Genomic DNA, 20728 nt, shown 5'->3' with positions numbered 1-20728 from the left:
TAATAAAATGTAAAGTTTCATACAATGAAATGCGTTGACGGAGAAAAGTACGCAGTGCCTCTTTACAGGGAGGAGCCGCCGGAGATTGAGAGCGGTTCTACAGATCCAGGCTGCCGAAGTTCGCTCCCGAGCAGACCTTTGAAACCTCGGCGCTTCGCCGCAGGCAAGTAGAGGGCACCGGCTATGAACGTCACTGTTCTTGATCCGTTATTTTCAATGAAGTGAGAAGTTATGTTGCTCGCTGGTTGTGTGGCTCATATTGGGTCTGCAAACGCGCACAGGCTTTTCTGAACAAGGGTGGCACCACGACTTTTTCGTCCCTTTCCCGGGATGGAAAAGTCTTTTTTGCGTTCTCCCGCATCTAAACGTGCCAGCCTTGACCTAAGAATCAAGGAGGAGAATAAATGAGAGAGCGATTGGAAGCTTTAAAAGCGGAGGCTTTGGAAGAGCTCGCACAGGTTACAAATCAGCAGCAGCTGAATGAAATGCGAATCAAATATTTGGGCAAAAAGGGACCGATCACCGAGGTATTGCGCGGGATGGGCGCATTAAGTGCGGAAGAGCGTCCGGTTATCGGTCAAGTAGCGAATGATGTGCGTGCAGCGATCGAGGCTGTCATCGAGAGCAAGCAGGCGGAATATGAGAAGGCGGAAACGGAAATGCGGCTTCGTGCGGAGACGATTGATGTCACTCTGCCCGGGCGGCCTGCGGCGGCGGGAGCGGCGCATCCGATCAGCAAAGTCATCCAGCAAATCGAAGATATTTTTATCGGCATGGGGTATACGGTGGCCGAGGGTCCGGAAGTCGAACAGGATTACTACAATTTCGAAGCGCTGAATCTACCGAAAAACCACCCCGCCCGGGACATGCAGGATTCATTTTATATCACCGATGAGATTTTGATGCGTACCCACACATCTCCCGTTCAAGTTAGAACCATGGAGAAAAAGAGAGGCCAGGTTCCGGTAAAAATCATCTGCCCCGGACGTGTGTACCGGCGTGATGACGATGACGCAACGCACAGCCACATGTTCACGCAAATCGAGGGCCTCGTGATAGACCGCAATATCCGCATGAGCGACCTCAAAGGAACACTGCTGCAGTTCGTGCAGGAGCTGTTCGGCAAGCAGACCCAAATTCGTATGCGTCCGAGCTTTTTCCCGTTCACGGAACCGAGCGCGGAGGTAGATGTTACTTGTGCGATGTGCGGCGGAAAAGGCTGCCGCGTGTGCAAGCAGACCGGGTGGCTGGAGATTCTTGGCTCGGGGATGGTCCATCCGCGCGTGCTGGAGATGGCCGGCTACGATCCTGAAGAATACAGCGGATTTGCTTTCGGATTAGGCGTCGAACGGATCGCTATGTTGAAATACGACATTGAGGATATCCGTCATTTTTACACGAACGACCTTCGATTCCTGAAGCAGTTTGCACATTTATAAGCGAGGAGCGTGAGCGGCAATGAAAGTATCATATCAATGGTTGTCCCAATATGTGGACGTGAGCGGCTATACGGCTGCGGAATTGGCGGAAAAGTTGACCCGCAGCGGCATTGAAGTGGACATTGTGGAGGAACGAAATCAAGGTGTCGAGGGTGTGCTTGTCGGCTACGTAAAAACCCGTGAAAAGCATCCCGATGCAGACAAACTGAGCGTGTGTACGGTCGATGTCGGACAAGGCGAAGACCTGCAAATCGTGTGTGGAGCAAAAAATATTGCGGCGGGACAAAAGGTGCCGGTGGCCGTGGTCGGCGCCAAACTGCCGGGTGATTTCAAGATTAAGCGGGCTAAGCTGCGCGGCGTGGAGTCGCAAGGCATGATTTGCTCCGCAAAAGAGCTCGGCTTGAACGACAAGCTGCTGCCGAAGGAAATTCAGGAAGGCATTCTCGTCCTGCCTGAAGATACGCAGGTGGGCGAAAGCATTTTGGATGTGCTGGCGATTGATGACCAAGTGATGGACCTGGATTTGACGCCGAATCGTTCGGATGCCTTGAGCATGCTGGGGACGGCGTATGAGATCGCAGCTATTCTCGGACGGGATGTAAAGCTGCCTCCGACAGAGCCGCAAACAAACTCCGGGGTCCGCGCGGCAGATCATATTTCTGTGGAAATCACGGCGAAGGAGCAATGCTCGCACTATGCGGCACGATTGCTCGAAGGCGTTCGTATCGGCACATCACCGCTATGGATGCAGAATCGGTTGATGGCTGCGGGCATCCGACCTATTAATAATATCGTCGATATTACCAACTATGTAATGCTTGAGTACGGTCAGCCGCTGCATGCGTTTGATGCGGATACATTGCAGAACGGGCATATCGAGGTGCGTATGGCTCAGCCCGGAGAAAAGCTCGTCACATTGGACGGTGTGGAGCGGACTTTGGAACCGCATATGCTGCTCATTACGGATGGCACGAAGCCTGTCGGACTGGCCGGCGTGATGGGTGGAGAGAACTCGGAAGTGACGGAGAATACGACGAGAATTTTGCTGGAGTCGGCTAAGTTCGATGGCGGCACGATACGTAAAACATCACGCCAGCTTGGTCTCCGCTCTGAGGCGTCGCTCCGGTTCGAGAAGGAAGTGAATCCGGAGGCAGTGATACCGGCATTGAACCGCGCCGCACTGCTCATGAGCGAATTGGCCGGAGGACAAGTGGCTGAAGGCGTTGTGGAAGAGGTGGTGCTGCAGCATCAGCCCGTCCGCATCGAAGTGTCGGTCGGGCGTATCAATGACTACCTCGGCACGGAGTTGTCTCCTGAGCAGGTGCGGAGTATTTTTGAAAGGTTGCACTTTACAGTTGAGACTGAGGGCGAGAAGTTCATCGTTCATGTGCCAAGCCGTCGTGGTGACATAGCCCGCGCCGTCGATTTAATTGAAGAAGTGGCTCGTCTGCACGGTTACGACAACATTCCCACTACACTAATGACTGGTGTGACCACGCCGGGGGCGCTGACGAAGGAGCAGGCTATCCGCCGGGTGGTGCGTCATCTGCTGACCGGGAGCGGGCTTCATGAAGCGATCACATACGCCTTGACTCATCCGCAGCAAATTGGGGATTTCCCTGGCCCGTATCAGGATGCCAAGCCGGTGGCACTGGCCATGCCGATGACTGAGGAGCGCAGCACACTCCGCACAAGTCTCATTCCGCATTTGCTCGACGTCGCTGCGTATAACCGTAATCGTAATACTGATGACGTGGCAGTGTTTGAGATCGGGAAGGTATTTATCACGGATGAAGCGGCTCTGAGCAAGCTGCCCGATGAGCGGCTGCACCTGGCAGTACTGCTCACCGGTAAGCGGCATGCAACGCACTGGGCTGGCAGACCGCGGGATGTCGATTTTTATGATCTCAAAGGGGTGTTCGAAAGTGTGGTCGGCTATTTGGGATTGGAGGGCGCGATCGGATACTCGACGGCTCAGCCGGAAGGCTTCCATCCGGGTCGCACCGCTCAAATCACGTTGGACGCGGAAAACGGTCGCATCGTGGTCGGTACATTAGGACAGCTCCATCCGGAACTGCAAAAACACAAGGATTTGGCTGATACGTATGTACTCGAAGTGGAGCTCACTCCTTTGGCTGCAGCGGCGGACGAACGTATCACATACCAACCGCTGCCGCGCTTTCCATCTATCGCACGAGACATTGCCGTCGTGGTCGGCCGCGAAGTACAGGCCGCCGACTTGACCGAAGCAGCTCGCAAAGTGGCGGGAGACTTGCTGGAATCCATTCAAGTCTTTGACGTTTATACCGGTGACCGTGTGGGTCCCCATAAGAAAAGCGTAGCCCTTTCTCTGGTGTACCGTACACCTGAGCGTACGCTCACGGATGAGGAAGTCAGCGATCTGCATTCCAAGGTTGTGTCAACGTTGGAGCAATCCTTTGGAGCTGAATTGCGTAAGTAGGTCTGGGACTATTTGGGATTGACTAAAGTGTCCTGGCTATAGAAGGAAAAAAGGTTCCTCGTATCGAATTAATTTATGAAGATACGAGGAATTTTTTGCGCACAGTTCGAAAGGAGAGCTCGCTCGTGAACGAAGACAAAATCCGGATGACGGTGGATATATATGGCAGCCAGTACAGACTGGTTGCCAGCACAAGTGCTACATACTTCAAACAAGTAGTTGCCCATGTGAATGAGCAGATGCATTCGATAGCCGCGGCTGCGCCGCGTTTGGATACGCCCAAAATCGCTGTGTTGGCTGCGGTGCATATGGCCGATGATTATTTCAAAATGCGCGACGAACTGCAGCAGTCGCTTGACAAGGTGAAGTACCTCGAGCAGACGCAGCTGGAGCTGCGCCAACTCGAGGAACAGCATGTTCTGCTGCAGCAAAAGCTGGCACAGCAGCAGAAGCGTGCGGAGGAGGAACTGGCCGCAGAGCGGGAGCGTACGCAGCAGGCGCAGGCACAAGCGCAGCAAGAACTGGCGGCAGAGCGGGACCGATCCGCGCGGGAGCTAGCGGCGGCGCAGGAGGAAGCGCAGCAGGAGCTGGCAGCGGAGCGGGAGCGTGCGGAGCAAGAGCTGGCAGCGGAGTGGGAGCGAGCGGAGCAGGAGCTGGCGGCGGCGCAGGAGCAAGCGCAGCAGGAGCTGGCCGTGGAGCGGGAGCAAGCGCAGCAGGAACTGGCCGCGGAGCGGGAGCGCGCGGAGCAAGAGCTGGCGGCGGCGCAGGAGCGAGCAGCGCAGGAGCTGGCGGTGGAGCGGGAGCGCGCGGAGCAAGAGCTGGCGGCGACGCAGGAGCAAGCGGCACAGGAGCTGGCCGTGGAGCGGGAGCGCGCGGAGCAAGAGCTGGCGGCGGCGCAGGAGCAAGCGGAGCAGGAGCTGGCGGCGGTGCAGGAGCAAGCGCAGCAGGAACTGGCCGCGGAGCGGGAGCGCGCGGAGCAGGAGCTGGCGGCGACGCAGGAGCAAGCGCAGCAGGAGCTTGCCACGGCGCAGGAGCGCGCAGCACAGGAGCTGGTCGCGGCGCAGGAGCAAGCGCAGCAGGAGCTGGCCGCGGAGCGGGAGCGTTCAGAGCAAGAGCTGGCCGCGGAGTGGGAGCGAGCGGAGCAAGAGCTGGCGGCGACGCAGGAGCAAGCGGCACAGGAGCTGGCCGTGGAGCGGGAGCGCGCGGAGCAAGAGCTGGCGGCGACGCAGGAGCAAGCGGAGCAGGAGCTGGCGGCGGTGCAGGAGCAAGCGCAGCAGGAACTGGCCGCGGAGCGGGAGCGCGCGGAGCAGGAGCTGGCGGCGACGCAGGAGCAAGCGCAGCAGGAGCTTGCCGCGGCGCAGGAGCGCGCGGAGCAGGAGCTGGCGGAAGAGCGCGATCGTGCGTTGCGTGAGAGCGAACGGCTGCAAGCAGAGGCTGCGCAGCTTCAGGCACAGCGTCAGCAGCTGCAAGAGCAGTACCGCGCAGAGCGTGCAAGCCGCAGCCAGCTGGAACAGCAGCTGGAGGCTGAGCGACGTACGGCAGAAGAGCTGCGGCAGCGGGCCGCCGCACAAGAAGCAGAGCTTGCGGAGCGGGCGGTGCAGGCCACAGCCGTTCAGCAGAAGATGGCTAAGCAGGCGGCTGAGAAGCGTCAGCTGGAGCAGCGGTTGGAGCAGCAGCTCAAGGAACAGACCAGTTTGCGTTCGCAGCTGCAGGCTAAGCAAGGCGAGCTGAGCAAGCAGGGTGAAGAGCACAGCCGCCTTCAGCAGCACCTCAGCCAAAATCAAGGCGAACTGCAGCGGTCACGCGAGCGGCTGGAGCAGCGGGAGAGAGAAGTGAAGGAACTGCAGGAGTTGGGCAGTATCCGCCAGCAGCAGATGGACGAGCTGGGTGCGCAGTATGATCAACTGCAAGACTTGCACCGCCAGCAGCAGGAGGACTACGAGCTGCAGCTTGAAATCAACACGGAGCTCGAGGGACAGCTTGGTGCGGAACACAAGCGCTCCGAATCGCTGCAAGAGCAGCTGCATACAGCGCAGCTGCAGCAGCAGCAGCTGCAGGAACAGTTGCAGGAACAGCAACAACAGCTGCAGGCACAGCAACAACAGATGCAGGAGCAGAAGCAGCAGCTGCAGGAGCAGAACCAGCAGTGGCAGCAGCAGAAGCGTCAGCTGGAGATGCAGCTGGGCGACCACGCCGCACAGGGCAAAAAGCTGCAGGAAGCCGTCACGCATTGGCAGCGCAGATGTGATGAACTGGCCAAGCAGGCGGAAGAGCAGCGCAGCCAACTGCACTCTCAGCGTGAAGAGTTGGAGCTTCAAGAGGAACTGTACAACGAGTTGGAAGGTCAGTTGAGCGAGCTTCAAACCGCTGCTAAACAACAGGACGCGAGACAGCGCGAGGCTGTGCAACAGCTGGAGGCGGAGTGCCATGCTCTGCAGGAGCTGTTGCAGGGTCAGTCGGAAGCAGCTGCAGCGCTGGAGGCACAGCTGCATCAGGGTAAGGAGCAATATGCTGCGATAGACCGGGAATACCAAATGCAGCTGGAGAACCACCGCGGTCTAGCCCGTGAGCATACCGAACAACAGGCACGTATTGCAGCGCTGGAGACACAATGCAGTGAGTGGCAGCGGTTATCGGAGGAAATCTCTGATGAAGCCGAGCAGGCACGCCGGCAGTTTGCCGCACAGCAGGAGGAACTAGAGCTGCAAGTGGAGCTCTACAAGGAACTGCAGGATAAATACGATCAGCAGCTGAAAGAGCAGCAATCACTGAGAAACGAGTATGAGCAGCAGCAGGGGCGCGCGCAGCTCATACATACCGAATTGGAAGAATTGAAATCGGAATACGAGAAGCTGCAGACGGAATATAACGAATGGATAGAGCTGGTTGAACAAGAATAACTGCACAAGAGGGCAATCAGCGTGAACGGATTGGACTGGACGGCGGCAGTCGTCATCGCGGCGGGCACCCTATTGGGCTTTTATCGGGGATTAGTGAGTCAACTGGTGTCCGTGGCAGGGTTGGTGTTAGCGTATATTGCGGCGTTCGCCTTTTATCAGGCAGTAGCCCCGTGGGTAGCGAAGACGCTGGCTTTGCCTGCTTCTGAGACGTATCAAAAATATGAGTTTCTGGTACAGCGCCTGCGGTTGGACACCTACATCTATAATGCAATAGCGTTTGCGCTGCTGCTGTTCGGTGTAAAGATAGCGCTGAGTTTTGCGGGACGAATCCTCAACTTGATCGCGCTGGCACCTGGCGTGAAACTGGTGAACAAATGGAGCGGCGCGATGCTTGGGCTCGCGGAATCCCTCCTGCTCATCATTATCGCAGTCCAGGTCATGGCCGCAGTGCCAAACGACGCCGTCCAGCAGGTGCTGGCCGGCTCTCGGTCGGCGCCCTACATGTTGGATGCCGTGCCGTCCCTCACCGACAAGCTGCAACAACTATGGGCACGGAAAGCGCCATAGGATCACAGCACCCGGCGGGGGCTTGCTTCGTGCAAACACGCCAGAACTAACCCCACGGCGTGGAATGCGAGGACCGCATGCACTTGTTCTCGGGATCAATCGTTCCCTTTGATGATCGCTGTTGATTGGCGCCCCCGCCAGCATTCAACCTACGCCGAACGAACAAAAAAGACCGTTGCCCGAATGAATTCCGGTAACGGTCTTTAGTATTAGCACTACGCCTCAACGATGAGCTTGGATTTCATCGCTGCATGACCTTGTCCACATGGAATGCTGCAGATGATGTCGTAGGTGCCTTCTTCGTTGGCTGTGAAAGTGCCTGTTTTGTTGTTGCCGTCCAGCTTAACGCCGAGCCCTTTAATTTCAATACCGTGCATGCCTGCTTTGTTTTCCAAAGTGACTTTGATCTCTTCACCTTTTTTCACTTTGTACTCAGCCTGATCGAATTTGAAATTAGTTGCAGTCAGCTTCAGTTCGTTGGAAGCGGCGGCTGCGGGCGCGCTGCTGTTGTTCGCGGGCGCTGCTGTTTCCTTCTGGCCGCAAGCGGACACTGCAAACGCCAAGGAAGTTGCCAGGACAAGTGTCATTAGTTTTTTCACGGTTGTTTCCCTCCGTCACGCTGTGTATGTTAGTTCTGCACGACCATTATACACCAGTGGCAGAGAGTTTCCAGTGTCGAATTAGTGACAAAATGGAAAAATTTATCTTAGAATATGTCGATTAATGTCGTAATAACGTTGACTTTGGTAAACATCTGTGCCCGTGGCAAGCGACGACAAAAAAATCAGCCGCACGGGCAAGCGCCGCAGGCTGATTTTTTCGGCTCGGTTGGCCTCAACGTTTCGCCCGCTCCCTGGCGAAAGGTCTAACCGGAATAAAGAGGTCGATAATTCCAATGACCAGCGCGGCCAATATTGCACCAATAATACTCGCCTCTACGTCAGCGACAATGAATTGAGCCAGCCAGATGATGAAGGCACTGGTGAGAAAGCCCACAATGCCACGGCCGAACGGAGTAATCCGTCTGCCGAATATTGCCTCAATTAGCCATGCCACAATCGCTATCGTCAACGCGAGGAAAAACGCACTCCAGAAACCGCCAACCTCGAACCCGGGAACGAGAAAACTCACCACCATCAGCACCAAAGCAGCTACGATAAACCTGACAACATGGCCAAGCAATTGCATCAGCTGTACCTCCCTTTGAGAATAGCGGATGGTCTCCGTCACGCATTGTAAGGCATTTGGAACTGTCATATCGATCGAACGGCATTATTGGTGTACCCGTAGTATGGTTTCCGGCCGGACCGTTTATGTGGCGGCTGCCGGACCATTATATGGCCGGAGGCGTGTACCGCGCGGCGTGGACATTAGCTAATCCTTCGTATGTTGGATATAATAGAATAGAGTAGGTATGCTCTCGGCAACACACAGAAAGGCAGGAATTGCACTTGAACAAAAAGGTATTACAAACGCTGGATTTTTCCGCTATTTTATATAAATGCGCCCATCATGCGGCGACCAGCTTAGGCAAGGCGCGGCTCGAGCAGCTGCTGCCGAGCGGTGATTTTAATGAGGTGAAGCAGCGGCTCCAAGCAACCGAAGAGGCTGTCAACGTCCACAGGTTGAAGGGGGGAGCGCCATTCGGCGGCATCCGCGACATCACAGCACCCGTGCATCGTGCAAGAATCGGAGGCACCCTCAATCCGTCGGAGCTGTTCGATGTCGCAAATACGATTTCCGGCGGCCGTCGGCTGAAGCGTTTTCTGGCAAGCTTGCACGAGGACTACGCTGTTCCGCTGTTGGTGGCTCTGTCCGAACAAGTTCCGGAACTCAAATCTACCGAGGACAGGATCAAATCCTGCATAGATGACAACGCCTATGTCATGGATTCAGCCAGTCCCGAGCTGGCACGCTTGCGGAGCGAATTGAGGAGCAGTGAGACGCGCGCGCGCGAGCGACTTGAACAGATGGTGAGGACACCTTCCATCCAGAAGATGCTCCAGGAAAATTTGGTCACCATTCGCGGGGACCGGTACGTGATTCCGGTGAAGCAGGAATACCGCGGCCATTTCGGTGGCATGATCCACGATCAATCTGCGTCAGGAGCCACGCTTTTTATCGAGCCGGAAGCTGTAGTGCAGCTGAATAACCGTGTTCGTGAGCTGAAGCTGAAGGAAGAAAAGGAAGTTGAAAAGATTCTACAGATGCTGACTTCGCTTGTGGCGGAAGTGGCGGATGAACTGCTGGGCGGTCTCGAGGCTCTGGCTGAGCTCGATTTCATTTTCGCCAAGGCGGGCTTGGCGCGAGAGATGAAGGCCACGCTGCCGATCATGAATGATCGCGGCTTCATTAAAATCAAGCGCGGGCGCCACCCTATAATTGATCCGGACAAGGTTGTCCCGATCGAGCTTGAGCTGGGCAATCGATACGCGACGATCATCGTGACCGGGCCGAATACCGGAGGTAAAACCGTGTCGCTGAAAACGATCGGCTTACTGTCGCTTATGGCGATGTCAGGGCTGTTCGTTCCCGCCGAAGAAGGCAGCCAGCTGTGCGTGTTTGACGCGATTTACGCTGACATCGGCGATGAACAGAGCATAGAGCAGAGCCTGAGCACATTCTCGAGCCACATGACGAATATTATCAGTATTTTACGCGAGATGACACCAAAAAGCCTGGTGTTGCTTGATGAGTTGGGTGCCGGCACAGACCCGGCGGAGGGGTCGGCGCTGGCGATAGCTTTGCTGGAATATATGCATACCATGGGCTGTCGTATTGTAGCGACTACCCATTACAGTGAGTTGAAGGCATACGCATACGATCGTGAAGGCATCATCAACGCGAGCATGGAGTTTGACATACAAACCTTGAGCCCAACCTACCGCCTGCTCGTGGGGGTGCCCGGACGAAGCAACGCATTTGCTATCGCCGAACGTCTGGGTCTCGCCAGAAGAATCATCGATCACGCGCGAGGACAGGTCGGAGAAGAAGACCAGCGTGTGGAGTCGATGATCGCCACGCTGGAAGAGAACCGGTTGACCGCGGAAGCCGAGAGGCATACAGCCGAACAGCAGCGGCGTGAGGCGGATATGCTGCGGGCACGCTTGGAGGCCCAGCAAAGGCAATTCGATGAGCAGCGTGAGAAGCTGCTCGAGCAAGCTGAGCGCGAGGCGCAGGAGGCGGTAGCCAAAGCACGACGCGAGGCCGATGAGATCATAGGCGAGCTGCGCCGCATGCAGCGCGAAGCATCGCTCGGCTTCAAGGAGCATCAGCTAAGCGATGCCAAGCATCGGCTGGAACAAGCGGCGCCGCAGCTGCGCGGCAAGAAGCCGGCGGCCAAGGGGCGGCAGAAGCCGGACAAACTTACTGCCGGCGACGAGGTACTGGTCACTAATTTAAGACAAAAAGGGCACATCGTAGAAATCATCAATGACCATGAAGCGACAGTGCAGCTCGGCATCATGAAGATGAAGGTACAGCTGGCTGACCTGGAGCTGGTAAAACCGGCCAACAAAACTGCTCAGAAAGCACAGCCTCAGCGGGCAGCCAGCTTGAAGCGCACGCGGGATGAACATGCCCGCATGGAGCTCGACCTGCGAGGCGCTAACTTGGAAGAGGCCATCATTGAGGTTGACCGCTTCCTGGATGAGTCGTATTTGGCCAATTTTGGCAGCGTCTCTATTATTCATGGAAAAGGCACCGGCGTATTGCGTGCCGGTATTCAGGACTTTTTACGAAAGCATAAGCACGTGAAGTCCTATCGCATCGGCAGCTTTAACGAAGGCGGCACGGGCGTGACCGTCGTGGAATTAAAATAAATACGATGCAACGAGACTGAGGCCTGGCCGGAGTCTCTTCAATCATCCACCGACAGATGCTATAATGGGGAAATTAGTGCCCGGATTCATTCCGCAGAATCGTGAAGGTGGGAAGACTTATGAATGAAGAGGTGGATATGTTGTTGGCAAATCCATATCTTGAAACTTTAGCTTATTTTTCCGTCGCCGTGGTCGCGCTGATTGTATTCTTGGCGATATTTGAGCTTGTTACGAGATACAAAGACTGGGAAGAGATCAAAAGCGGCAACATTTCGGTTGCCATGTCCGCGGGCGGTAAGATTTTTGGAATCTGCAACATTTTCCGTTTCGCGATCCTTAACAATGACTCGGTGCTGGATTCCTTGATCTGGGCGGGATTCGGCTTCATATTGCTGCTGGCCGCTTATTTTATTTTTGAATTTTTGACACCATACTTTAAAATTGACGAGCAGATTCAACAGGATAACAAGGCTGTCGGGCTGCTGTCGATGATGATATCGGTATCGATTTCTTATGTGGTGGGGGCCAGTGTAACGTAATAACGCCTGTTAGGATGGTGATCCGGGGGGACTGGTACGAATGAAATATTTATGGGGCACGCTGTTCGTATTAGCACTGGTGTTTTTTGGTGCCGGTGTGTATTACTTTATAAATCACGCATAGCAATGAAACCGGAGGAATGATGATGCAGCAGTCGGAGAATAATGTGTGTCCGTGGTGTCAGACGGAAATCGTATGGGATCCCGAAATCGGCCCGGAGGAAACGTGTCCTCATTGTTTGAATGAGCTTGGAGATTACCGCAGCGTCTCCCTTCATGGACTACAAGACACCGAACAAGAACTGGATTTTGACGAGGATGAACTGGATGACGAGGATCTCAACACGCTCCACGAATATGAAGAGGGTGCGCAGCGGGTGTTGGACACCCAAGAGGAGACTCCGGAGTGCGGCAACTGCCACAGCTTTATGCTCTTTGCCGGACACCGGACGATGGCACTGGGCTTCGTGCCTGTGGTGCCTGCCCAAATGAAGGAACCGCTGCTGGATGCATCGCATTCAACCAAAGTGTTTGTTTGTCCATCGTGTTTTCGAATAGACCATGTCCTCGCGGATGAGGACCGTACAAGAATGGTCGAGCTTCTTAAACAGCATGGCAGTAAATAGTACAAGGAATTTTCACGTGATAACCGCGTGGGAATTCCTTTTTTTATATGGCTTCATGTTTTGCGCCGGTTGGGGTACGTTAACAAGGACGTCATAATTCGTTTTACAGGGGGAGCAGGCATGCATTCAGGAGTTAGGCATTTCCCTCGAAAATGGTTGCGAAACAGGTCTGCGCGCCCCGACGGCTCGAAGCACCAGCAAAACGCCGGTTCGCCTTCATCACAGTCGACAAAAATCCATCTAGACGGACAGGCCAGGCTGCTTCTCACCGTGCAGGGTCTGTGTACCGCGGCCAATGCGTTGTCGGGCACTTTTGTGAATGTGTATCTGTGGAAAGCAAGGCAGGATTTTCTCGTGATTGGCTGGTTCACGTTGGTGCATCATATCGCTATGGCACTAACGTTTTGGCTCGCAGGCAAGTGGGTGAAGGAACACAACAAAATGAATTGTCTGCGCACCGGCGTCGCGGTTTCAGCGGCATTTTACATTTTGGTGCTTTGGTTTGGCCCCCGTGCCGCGGACTATTATTTGCTCTTGGGCGCGATTCAAGGAATGGCGACGGGATTTTTTTGGGTATCGTTCAATGTCGTTTATTTCGAAGTCACCAATCCTGCTACACGCGACCGCTTTAACGGATGGGCGGGATTGCTCGGTTCGGCCGCGGGTATGATCGCACCTTGGATTTCGGGATTTCTGATCGTCCACATGATGCCCACGATTGGCTACCGGGTGATTTTTACTATTTCACTGGTGGTGTTTCTCATTGGCGTTGTGGTGAGTTTTTTTCTTAAGAAAAGGAAAACCGTCGGCCATTACGATTGGCTTCTGCCATGGAGATGCCTGCGGCAGAAAAACCCCGGCTGGCGAACGGTGACTGCCGCGTTAGCCGCGCAGGGCATACGTGAAGGGGTATTTGGATTTATGATCGCACTGCTTGTCTACGTGCATACCGGAAGCGAGATGAGCCTGGGTAACTTTTCGCTCGTGACGTCAGCGGTTGCTTTGTTCAGCTTTTTGCTTATCGGGCACTTTTTGAAACCGCGTCACCGCAGGACTTCGATGCTGATAGGGGCTGTCATGATCATAGTGGTGCTGCTGCCCTTTTTTTGGCAGGTGAATTTCACTACGCTGCTTATTTTTGGCGTGGGGGTGGGACTGTTCTATCCGCTGTTCTCGATTCCCATGACTTCGTCGGTTTTTGATTTGATCGGCAGACATGAGGACAGTGTCAAGCGCCGTGAGGAATATATTGTGCTCCGCGAGCTCGCGTTGAACGTCGGGCGCATTGTAGGCACAGCCGCCTTTATCATGGTGGTGTCGCTCACTAGCGCGCCGCTGGTCATGAATCTACTGTTGCTCGTGATCGGCAGCTCGCCGCTGCTGGCGTGGTTTTTTATGCGACGGGTACATTTGCATGCGGGCGGGGATGACAGGGAACACAGCAGGGCACGTGTCAAACAGCCCACCATCACTTGACAAAGTAAGCCGGTCCGAGAAACAATAGGGGCTGTCAAAGACAACCGTGCAACGCACGGCGTGCTGACGGAGAGGAGCGGTCAAAAATGAGAACAAGTCGAATGGTCAACAGCATTACAGAGCTGATCGGAAATACACCGGCCGTGCGGATTCGTTCGTTGGCCGGCGAAAATGATGCGGAAGTTTACGTTAAGCTTGAGTACTTCAATCCTAGCGGCAGCGTGAAGGACCGGGCGGCGTTTAATCTGATCGCACAAGCTGAGAAAGACGGCTTGCTGCAGCCCGGCGCGACCATCATCGAACCGACTAGCGGCAACACCGGTATCGGGCTCGCCATGAACGCGGCAGCGAAAGGCTACAAAGCGATTTTGGTCATGCCTGACAATATGACGAAGGAACGCATTAACATATTAAAAGCATACGGCGCAGAAGTCGTATTGACGCCGGCCGCTCAGAGAATGCCTGGCGCAATACAGAAAGCACTGGAGCTCAGGGATCAGATTCCAAAGAGCTTCATACCTCAACAGTTTGAGAACGAAGCAAACCCTGACATACATCGCGTCACTACTGCGGTGGAGATTATCGAGCAGACGGAGGGCAGGCTCGACGCATTTGTCGCGACATCAGGCACCGGCGGTACCATCACGGGCACGGGGGAAGTGCTGAAGGAAAAAATACCGGGAATTCGCATCTACGTGGTGGAGCCTGCAGGCTCGCCGGTGTTGTCCGGCGGACAGCCTGGGCCGCATAAGCTGGTTGGCACCAGCCCAGGCTTCGTGCCTCCAATTTTAAACACAGACGTGTACGATGAAATCGTGCAGGTTGCCGACGAGGACGCATTGCGCACTATGCGTGAGCTGGCCAGTCGTGAAGGTATTCTGGTCGGTCCATCCGCCGGTGCCTCGGTGTGGACGGCACTTCAGGTCGCCCGACAGCTTGGTAAGGGGAAGCGTGTGCTCTGCATCGCCCCGGATACTGGTGAACGCTATCTCAGTATGGATATATTTTGAGTGACAAAGAACAGGGACAACGACAACCTGCGGGGTGGTGAACGACTATGCAGCAAGGCAGGAACAAAGGGCACGTTGAATTCAAACAGCCGCTCGCTCAAGTGGTGGCGAATCGACCTGAAGATGACAAACTGCGCAAGCAGATTGATGAATTAAAGGCTAACGATGGCTATGAGCAATCGTGTGGCATCGTTGACAACCGCATCGACGGCTAGACGGATGAGCTCGCGGCCGGACGTAAGAAGAACCTTCATCCCCAGTGTTTGTGCTGTGGCTGAAGGTTTTTTCGATTCTAGGTATGAGGCTGGCAGGGCTGGCCCTACCGGCCGGTTACTCGGCCGGTGCTGCGTCGATCGCCAGTTGGTAGGCGTCAAGTATAGCGTCCGCTTCTTCGGGGTCCTCTATGCCTTCCAAGTACTGCTCATCGCCTTCGCCGTCAACTACGCGCATCAGCACCATGTTGTCGACTGAATTCAATAACGCATATGTCTGCTCATTCATGTCAAACAGTGCTTCCACCCAGAAATCTCTGGCGTTGCCTTCATTGTCCTGTACCGTAATGTGATCCCTGATATTGTCTTCTGCCATATGTGCGCTCTCCCCTTCGAAATAACGTATGGACATATTATCTCCGGGAGTATGGACATTTATCGCCCGCGTACTAGCAGGTTTATGGATATCTGCTGGCAGCTGGAACGCATCGGTGTCAACAGTGTGTTTTGCGATTGCTTCACGTCCACAGCCGTACCGGTATGAGTTCGACCGTGATGCCTGAGCTGCATGGTCACACAACATACTGCTTTATAAAATACGCTGCTCAAGCTGCGATGTTATGTGTTCCACGGCTTGGTAGTCCGTGTGATTCACATAAATACTTTTGAGCTGCTGATTATATTCGCGAACTTTACGCAAACACGCTGTTGCCGCTTTCATTTTTGCCGAGTACACCTGGCGGATTTCCTTCAACTGTGCCTGATGCTTCTCATCCGTGCCGGGCGCGATAAGCAACTCGTAAAGATCAACAATTTCATCGCTGCTGCGGTGTGGGAAATACTCATGGGGGGCGGTGCTGTCAAACACGGCGATGCTCAACTCAGGGAAAATCAGCATATCCAAGCTGTTTGGGTCAAACCCGCAGTGAAACACATCCACATCGATACCGAGGCTCTGGGCGCTGGCGGACAATTTTTTTAACATGGTTGATTTACCTGAGCCGGGGCGACCCTTCAAGAAGTATCGTTTATTCACCTCTTGCGTGAGGCTTTGAATGTGGTCTACGGCCCCATCCGGCGTTGCTGCACCGAAAAACCGCCTACGCACATGAGAGGGTTTATTCTTTTTATGCCCTGTGAACCAGGCGTCTGCCAAATTGTCGGCCACTTGATCGGCCTTTTTGAAATCCATGTTCTGAATGTAGAACTTTTCCCATTGATCATGCACGCTAAGAGCTTCAGCGAATATATCGAACGCTTGCTCATATCCCTCAGTGATGCCTGCGTTCAGCTCCGATATATCCTTTTTGTACGCTGTCAAATCCGATGTTTGCAGGGCGGGCCACAAGTTGACATAGATCTCGCGCACGCCCGGGGCGGTTATGGCAGCGCCGCGATAGGCGGAGCCGTCCACAACGCCGGTTTTGCCGCCGTTTATGATAATCCCATCTACGCTGCCCGGGTTGAGCGGGCTGTGGAACAGTTCCACCGGCTCGCCGCGCTCCTGCACCGCTGTGGCCAGCTTGTGCATCCAGTGCGATTTTCCCGCCCCGTATCCGCCTTCAAGGATATATAGCCGCTGCGTTTCATGGAACGCACTCCCGTACAGGCTGTGAAATCCCCGTGCGGTGTGTCCGAGCGCAAAATAATTCCGTGTGCTGCTCACATTGCATGCTCCTCTCAGTGAAAAGATCGGTGATGATTCAGCATATGAACAGCACACGGTTTGTGTGTTTACCCAACTTAAACCTTTTTCGGCAAAATGCCGTTGATCTTTGCCACTTCTATATTGATGTGTTTACCGTTGCTGTGCAAAACTACGTGCTCCCCATGATACTGCGACAATTGGCCGTGATAATGATTGGTGTTGGTACACAGAATAACGTTTTTGCCGACGACCGTCGGCAAAGCGCGGGCGATATAAGGGCCAACATAAGGGATATGTTGTCCCTCTAACATTGGATACATGCTGTCTGCCTCCTTTTTTCTTTGGGTTACACTCATAGTAGTGTTATCTCTGCCTACGCGGAAGGTATACCGGCCTATTTTCTAAAAATTATATCCGCGGCGGGCCCCGGATTTATGTAAAATTAACATACACGTTTGAACCTGCACCCAAATGTTTATATAATCAAGGGATACGATGTGTTTAGCAGAACTAGGAGGATCGGTTACTTGAAAGAGCAAAGTGAGCTTTTACCTACAGCGATGAACATGCTGCTGACAACCAGTCGAACATTCTATATCCCTATTAGCAGATTAACCCGCGGTTTGAAGGAAGCTGTCGCTTCGGCATATTTGTGCATGAGGGCGATCGATGAAATCGAGGACCACGAGCAACTGCCGCAAGCAGTGAAAGTCCAGCTGCTGCAAGGTGTGGGCAGAATGCTGCGTTCGCCGGAGCGGATTGCTGAGCTGGCTGAGATGTTCGCACCCCACCGGAGTGAACTGCCGCCAGTTACACTGCGCCTCGAAGATTGGGTGAAGCTGTGTCCGCAAGCGATCGCGCCGCGTGTAGTGGAAAGAACGGCAGTGATGGCCGAGGGAATGGCTGGCTGGGTGGAGAAAGAGTGGCGGATAAGGACAAAGGACGATCTCGACGATTATACATATTGCGTTGCCGGCGCCGTCGGCGAAATGCTGTCGGATCTTTGGCTTTGGCACGATGGCACAGTGACCGACTACGATAAAGCAGTAGCGTTTGGGCGAGGCTTACAAGCTGTCAATATACTTCGGAATCATATAGAGGATCGGGTGCGAGGCGTGAACTTTTTTCCTGATCGTTGGGGACCAGAGGACATGCTCACATATGCTCGCGGAAATCTTGAGAAGGCCGACTCCTACATTCTGGACTTGCGGCCTGGCCCGGCGCTGGACTTTTGCAGTATCCCATTGGCGCTCGCGCACGGCACTTTGGACGCTATTGCACAAGGAAAGAAGAAGTTGAGCAGGCTTGATGTTATTCGAATAGTGAGCCGTGTCGCAGGTACAAGCCAGGGAATGTGATCCATGCTGTGTGGACAAGATCTATACGATATACGAAAGCTAGGCTGCCGTAACGACGGGAGCCTTTTTTCACATACGCGCATTGCTGCTTTTTCATGTAGGGCAGGCAGCAGGGCAGGTGCATAGGATAGAATCATAAGACATAATATAGTATATGTTTGCATATTAATTCATTAAATTGTATAATTATAATAGAAGGTGAAGATGACCTGACGGAAGGTGATGATTATGAAAATCGCATTGGACACAGCGCTGCCTGACCAACAGCATTACGCAGAGCTTGTCGCTTCATTGAACGAAAATGGAATGGAATCGCCGCTGGAGTACAGCCACTTTTGCCGGAGTCGTTATGTGCTGGCCGCATATGATCAAGATAAATTGGTCGGCATGGGGATGGTCGAGGAGAACAATCACGCGGGAGCCGGCTATCGTATGGCAGTGCACCCCAGATACCGAGGCCGGGATATAGAGCATTATATGCGCAAGCTGTTATCGGTCAACCGCGCATAAAGCGGATTAACAATAGAATGCAACATGTGTGACTTTCTGTGCAAATCCCAGATCCCGATGAACGGTTCATCGGGATTTTTCTGTTGTAGCGCGCAAGCGCCATCAGCTTCTCGCCGTGTAGTATCGCGATGCAAATGTGTGGCTGCGGTGTATGAGCCGGTGATGCATCCGGGAGTGTAGAGACTATTGTATTTGCTGCGTGGCAGTGCTGGAATTTTATTTTGCAATAATTGCGGCGGAGGGTGTAATATGAAGTAATAATCATCGCTGCAGGTATGCTTCGCGTCACCTTGTGTGAATGTGGATGCAGCCTGGCAGCTGCCGCAGCATGAGGCGCATGATTACATAGCTAGTTTCTCTACTAGGAGGTCAATCAACCGATGGAACAATTTAAAAAGAGCATCGTCAAGCTGTTGAAGGAAGACGCGAGAAGAACCCCCGCGTTGATCGCGACCATGCTGGGCGCCTCGGAGGAGGAAGTGGCTGCAGCTATCCGGGAGCTTGAGGACGCTGGTGTTATCGTTAAGTACGCGACTGTGGTGAATTGGGCGAAGGTGGAAGAAGAGAGAGTGACCGCCTTGATTGAAGTGCAAATTACGCCGGAACGCGGTCGTGGATTTGATGCGATTGCCGAACGCATATATTTATATCCGGAAGTGAAATCCGTCTATCTTATGTCAGGATCGTATGATTTGCTGGTCGAGATCGAAGGAAAAACTTTAAATGAAGTCGCCTGGTTCGTGTCCAACAAGCTGTCACCGATCGAGCGTGTGCTATCAACCAGGACCAATTTCACCTTGAAAAAATATAAGCAGGACGGCATTATTTTTGAAAATCCAGATGAGGATAACCGCCTGCTAATCTCTCCGTGAAGGACGATGAGCCATGATAAAGCAGAACCAGTTGAACGAATCAAACATGAAGCCGATGTCGGGATATTTGGCCCCGCTGGTACGGGATATCGCGCCTTCCGGCATCCGCAAGTTTTTTGACTTGGTTACCGCCAGCAAGGAGGACATTATATCGCTTGGTGTAGGCGAGCCGGATTTTAGTACACCCTGGCATGTGCGCGAAGCATGCGTGTACTCGTTGGAACGGGGAAATACCAAATATACTCCAAATGCCGGGGTCTATGAGCTGCGTGAAGCGATCGCAGAATATTTGTACGATTCCTTCCAAACCAAATATGAGCCCGCGAACGAGGTACTTGTCACGGTGGGCGGCAGTGAGGCGATCGATCTGGCTTTGCGTGCGCTGATTGTTCCGGGAGATGAGATACTTGTGCCTGAGCCTTCCTATGTTTCTTACTCTCCGATCACCAGAATTACGGGCGGTGTCCCAGTTGGCGTAGAGACTTTTGCGAAGGATCAGTTTAAATTGACGGCAGAGGCATTGCAAGCATGCATTACGCCTAAGTCGAAGGTGCTCGTGCTGAGTTACCCAAGCAACCCTACGGGCGGCATCATGACATATGAGGACTGGCTGCCGATTGCCAAGCTCGTGGAGGAGCATGACCTGATAGTCATATCGGATGAGATTTATGCCGAGTTGACCTACGGCCAGAAGCATGTCAGCTTCGCAACATTGCCCGGCATGTGGGAGCGGACGATCTTAGTAAGCGGCTTTTCCAAAGCTTTTGCAATGACGGGTTGGCGGTTAGGTTACGCCTGTGGGCATCCGGAGTTGATCTCGGCAATGCTGAAAATACATCAGTATACGGTGATGTGCGCACCCGCGATGGCACAAGTGGCCGGGTTGGAGGCGTTAAAGCATGGACTTGGCGAAAAGGACCAAATGGTCGAGTCATACAATCAGAGGCGCCGCTTGGTCGTGCAGGGGTTTCGGGATATCGGGCTGGAATGTCACGAGCCGCAGGGCGCATTTTACGCTTTCCCGTCAATAGCTTCAACCGGATTAAGCTCAGAGCAATTTGCGGAGCAGCTGCTCTATGAAGGCAAGGTCGCCGCTGTTCCCGGCAATGTTTTCGGACTCGGAGGAGAGGGCTTCGTTCGGTGCTCTTACGCGTATTCCGTGAGTCAATTAACCGAGGCTATCGATCGTATCGGAAATTTCATAAGAAAACTGTAGTTTCGATACGATGCGACAAAGTTAGTCATTTCCTTCTTAGACAATAACTGGTATCTTTATACTATAGAGGTTT

The 20728-nt window shown here is 53.9% G+C and carries 19 protein-coding genes; 14 read left to right on the top strand and 5 right to left on the bottom strand.

All coding sequences use genetic code 11. The features are described 5' to 3' along the window. Positions 1-404 precede the first annotated feature (404 nt). The 4 genes from pheS (at position 405) to CBW46_RS13220 (ending at position 7367) form a co-directional block, all read left to right on the top strand. Positions 405-1439, top strand: coding sequence for a phenylalanine--tRNA ligase subunit alpha (pheS, locus tag CBW46_RS13235; protein WP_089200477.1), 1035 nt, complete (start codon positions 405-407; stop codon positions 1437-1439). A 19-nt stretch (positions 1440-1458) separates the two neighbouring features. After that, positions 1459-3900 (top strand): phenylalanine--tRNA ligase subunit beta, encoded by a 2442-nt coding sequence (gene pheT / locus CBW46_RS13230; protein WP_089200476.1) that lies wholly within the window; start codon positions 1459-1461, stop codon positions 3898-3900. A 125-nt stretch (positions 3901-4025) separates the two neighbouring features. Next, a complete protein-coding gene (locus CBW46_RS20925; protein WP_117434371.1) occupies positions 4026-6800 on the top strand; it encodes a hypothetical protein in 2775 nt (924 codons plus the stop codon). Positions 6801-6821: 21 nt separating this feature from the next. Beyond that, positions 6822-7367, top strand: a complete 546-nt coding sequence (locus CBW46_RS13220; RefSeq protein ID WP_089200475.1) for a CvpA family protein — start codon at positions 6822-6824, stop codon at positions 7365-7367. Positions 7368-7582: 215 nt separating this feature from the next. Here the strand turns inward: CBW46_RS13220 and CBW46_RS13215 are convergent, their stop codons facing one another. Next, entirely contained in the window at positions 7583-7966 is a 384-nt protein-coding gene (locus tag CBW46_RS13215; RefSeq protein WP_089200474.1) for a cupredoxin domain-containing protein, read from the bottom strand. A 235-nt stretch (positions 7967-8201) separates the two neighbouring features. Continuing rightward, entirely contained in the window at positions 8202-8555 is a 354-nt protein-coding gene (locus CBW46_RS13210) for a phage holin family protein (protein ID WP_089200473.1), read from the bottom strand. Between the two features lie 263 nt (positions 8556-8818). Here CBW46_RS13210 and CBW46_RS13205 point away from each other — a divergent pair, with 263 nt between their 5' ends. The 6 genes from CBW46_RS13205 to CBW46_RS21325 all read left to right on the top strand — a co-directional run bounded on the left by CBW46_RS13205 (position 8819) and on the right by CBW46_RS21325 (position 15054). Beyond that, positions 8819-11188: an endonuclease MutS2 gene (locus CBW46_RS13205; RefSeq protein WP_089200472.1), complete on the top strand. Its 2370-nt coding sequence runs from the start codon at positions 8819-8821 to the stop codon at positions 11186-11188. Positions 11189-11307: 119 nt separating this feature from the next. Continuing rightward, the gene (locus CBW46_RS13200) at positions 11308-11727 is read left to right on the top strand and encodes a DUF350 domain-containing protein (RefSeq protein WP_089200471.1); all 420 of its coding nucleotides are present in this window, start codon (positions 11308-11310) and stop codon (positions 11725-11727) included. Positions 11728-11867: 140 nt separating this feature from the next. After that, positions 11868-12353, top strand: coding sequence for a hypothetical protein (locus tag CBW46_RS13195; protein WP_341538191.1), 486 nt, complete (start codon positions 11868-11870; stop codon positions 12351-12353). 120 nt (positions 12354-12473) lie between these two features. Next, positions 12474-13829: an MFS transporter gene (locus tag CBW46_RS13190; protein ID WP_089200469.1), complete on the top strand. Its 1356-nt coding sequence runs from the start codon at positions 12474-12476 to the stop codon at positions 13827-13829. 86 nt (positions 13830-13915) lie between these two features. Beyond that, positions 13916-14839, top strand: a complete 924-nt coding sequence (gene cysK, locus CBW46_RS13185; RefSeq protein ID WP_089200468.1) for a cysteine synthase A — start codon at positions 13916-13918, stop codon at positions 14837-14839. A 47-nt stretch (positions 14840-14886) separates the two neighbouring features. Then, positions 14887-15054 carry a hypothetical protein gene (locus CBW46_RS21325; RefSeq protein ID WP_165842294.1) on the top strand — a complete coding sequence of 56 codons (168 nt, stop codon included), beginning with the start codon at positions 14887-14889 and terminating at the stop codon, positions 15052-15054. A 115-nt stretch (positions 15055-15169) separates the two neighbouring features. On the opposite strand, the gene CBW46_RS13180 is transcribed toward CBW46_RS21325, so the two are convergent. From CBW46_RS13180 to CBW46_RS13170, 3 genes are all read right to left on the bottom strand, one after another. Beyond that, on the bottom strand, positions 15170-15427 hold the full coding sequence (locus CBW46_RS13180) for a DUF1292 domain-containing protein (protein WP_089200467.1): 258 nt from the start codon (positions 15425-15427) through the stop codon (positions 15170-15172). Between the two features lie 213 nt (positions 15428-15640). Next, a complete protein-coding gene (locus CBW46_RS13175) occupies positions 15641-16717 on the bottom strand; it encodes a PRK06851 family protein (RefSeq protein WP_089200466.1) in 1077 nt (358 codons plus the stop codon). A 77-nt stretch (positions 16718-16794) separates the two neighbouring features. Continuing rightward, complete coding sequence (locus CBW46_RS13170; protein WP_165842293.1) at positions 16795-17019, bottom strand: DUF2642 domain-containing protein; 225 nt, start codon at positions 17017-17019, stop codon at positions 16795-16797. Between the two features lie 207 nt (positions 17020-17226). Here CBW46_RS13170 and CBW46_RS13165 point away from each other — a divergent pair, with 207 nt between their 5' ends. The 4 genes from CBW46_RS13165 to CBW46_RS13150 all read left to right on the top strand — a co-directional run bounded on the left by CBW46_RS13165 (position 17227) and on the right by CBW46_RS13150 (position 20655). Continuing rightward, positions 17227-18057 (top strand): squalene/phytoene synthase family protein, encoded by an 831-nt coding sequence (locus CBW46_RS13165; protein ID WP_341538190.1) that lies wholly within the window; start codon positions 17227-17229, stop codon positions 18055-18057. Between the two features lie 228 nt (positions 18058-18285). Further along, positions 18286-18567, top strand: coding sequence for a GNAT family N-acetyltransferase (locus CBW46_RS13160; protein ID WP_165842292.1), 282 nt, complete (start codon positions 18286-18288; stop codon positions 18565-18567). 380 nt (positions 18568-18947) lie between these two features. Next, on the top strand, positions 18948-19439 hold the full coding sequence (locus tag CBW46_RS13155; RefSeq protein WP_089200463.1) for an Lrp/AsnC family transcriptional regulator: 492 nt from the start codon (positions 18948-18950) through the stop codon (positions 19437-19439). A gap of 13 nt (positions 19440-19452) precedes the next feature. Further along, positions 19453-20655, top strand: a complete 1203-nt coding sequence (locus CBW46_RS13150) for an aminotransferase class I/II-fold pyridoxal phosphate-dependent enzyme (protein ID WP_089200462.1) — start codon at positions 19453-19455, stop codon at positions 20653-20655. Positions 20656-20728: the final 73 nt, after the last annotated feature.

The organism is Paenibacillus xerothermodurans, from assembly GCF_002220865.2.
Classification (GTDB): Bacteria; Bacillota; Bacilli; order Paenibacillales; family NBRC-103111; genus Paenibacillus_S; species Paenibacillus_S xerothermodurans.
Note: the sequence above shows the minus strand (reverse complement) of the source record. Positions and strands in the feature narration are given on the sequence as shown.

Excerpts from the sequence above, each read along its gene's own strand:
- pheS (WP_089200477.1), top strand. The coding sequence starts at position 405 with ATGAGAGAGCGATTGGAAGCTTTAAAAGCGGAGGCTTTGGAAGAGCTC.
- pheT (WP_089200476.1), top strand. The coding sequence starts at position 1,459 with ATGAAAGTATCATATCAATGGTTGTCCCAATATGTGGACGTGAGCGGC.
- CBW46_RS13210 (WP_089200473.1), bottom strand. The coding sequence starts at position 8,555 with ATGCAATTGCTTGGCCATGTTGTCAGGTTTATCGTAGCTGCTTTGGTG.
- CBW46_RS13200 (WP_089200471.1), top strand. The coding sequence starts at position 11,308 with ATGAATGAAGAGGTGGATATGTTGTTGGCAAATCCATATCTTGAAACT.
- CBW46_RS13195 (WP_341538191.1), top strand. The coding sequence starts at position 11,868 with ATGATGATGCAGCAGTCGGAGAATAATGTGTGTCCGTGGTGTCAGACG.
- CBW46_RS13190 (WP_089200469.1), top strand. The coding sequence starts at position 12,474 with ATGCATTCAGGAGTTAGGCATTTCCCTCGAAAATGGTTGCGAAACAGG.
- cysK (WP_089200468.1), top strand. The coding sequence starts at position 13,916 with ATGAGAACAAGTCGAATGGTCAACAGCATTACAGAGCTGATCGGAAAT.
- CBW46_RS21325 (WP_165842294.1), top strand. The coding sequence starts at position 14,887 with ATGCAGCAAGGCAGGAACAAAGGGCACGTTGAATTCAAACAGCCGCTC.
- CBW46_RS13180 (WP_089200467.1), bottom strand. The coding sequence starts at position 15,427 with ATGGCAGAAGACAATATCAGGGATCACATTACGGTACAGGACAATGAA.
- CBW46_RS13170 (WP_165842293.1), bottom strand. The coding sequence starts at position 17,019 with ATGTATCCAATGTTAGAGGGACAACATATCCCTTATGTTGGCCCTTAT.
- CBW46_RS13160 (WP_165842292.1), top strand. The coding sequence starts at position 18,286 with ATGAAAATCGCATTGGACACAGCGCTGCCTGACCAACAGCATTACGCA.
- CBW46_RS13155 (WP_089200463.1), top strand. The coding sequence starts at position 18,948 with ATGGAACAATTTAAAAAGAGCATCGTCAAGCTGTTGAAGGAAGACGCG.
- CBW46_RS13150 (WP_089200462.1), top strand. The coding sequence starts at position 19,453 with ATGATAAAGCAGAACCAGTTGAACGAATCAAACATGAAGCCGATGTCG.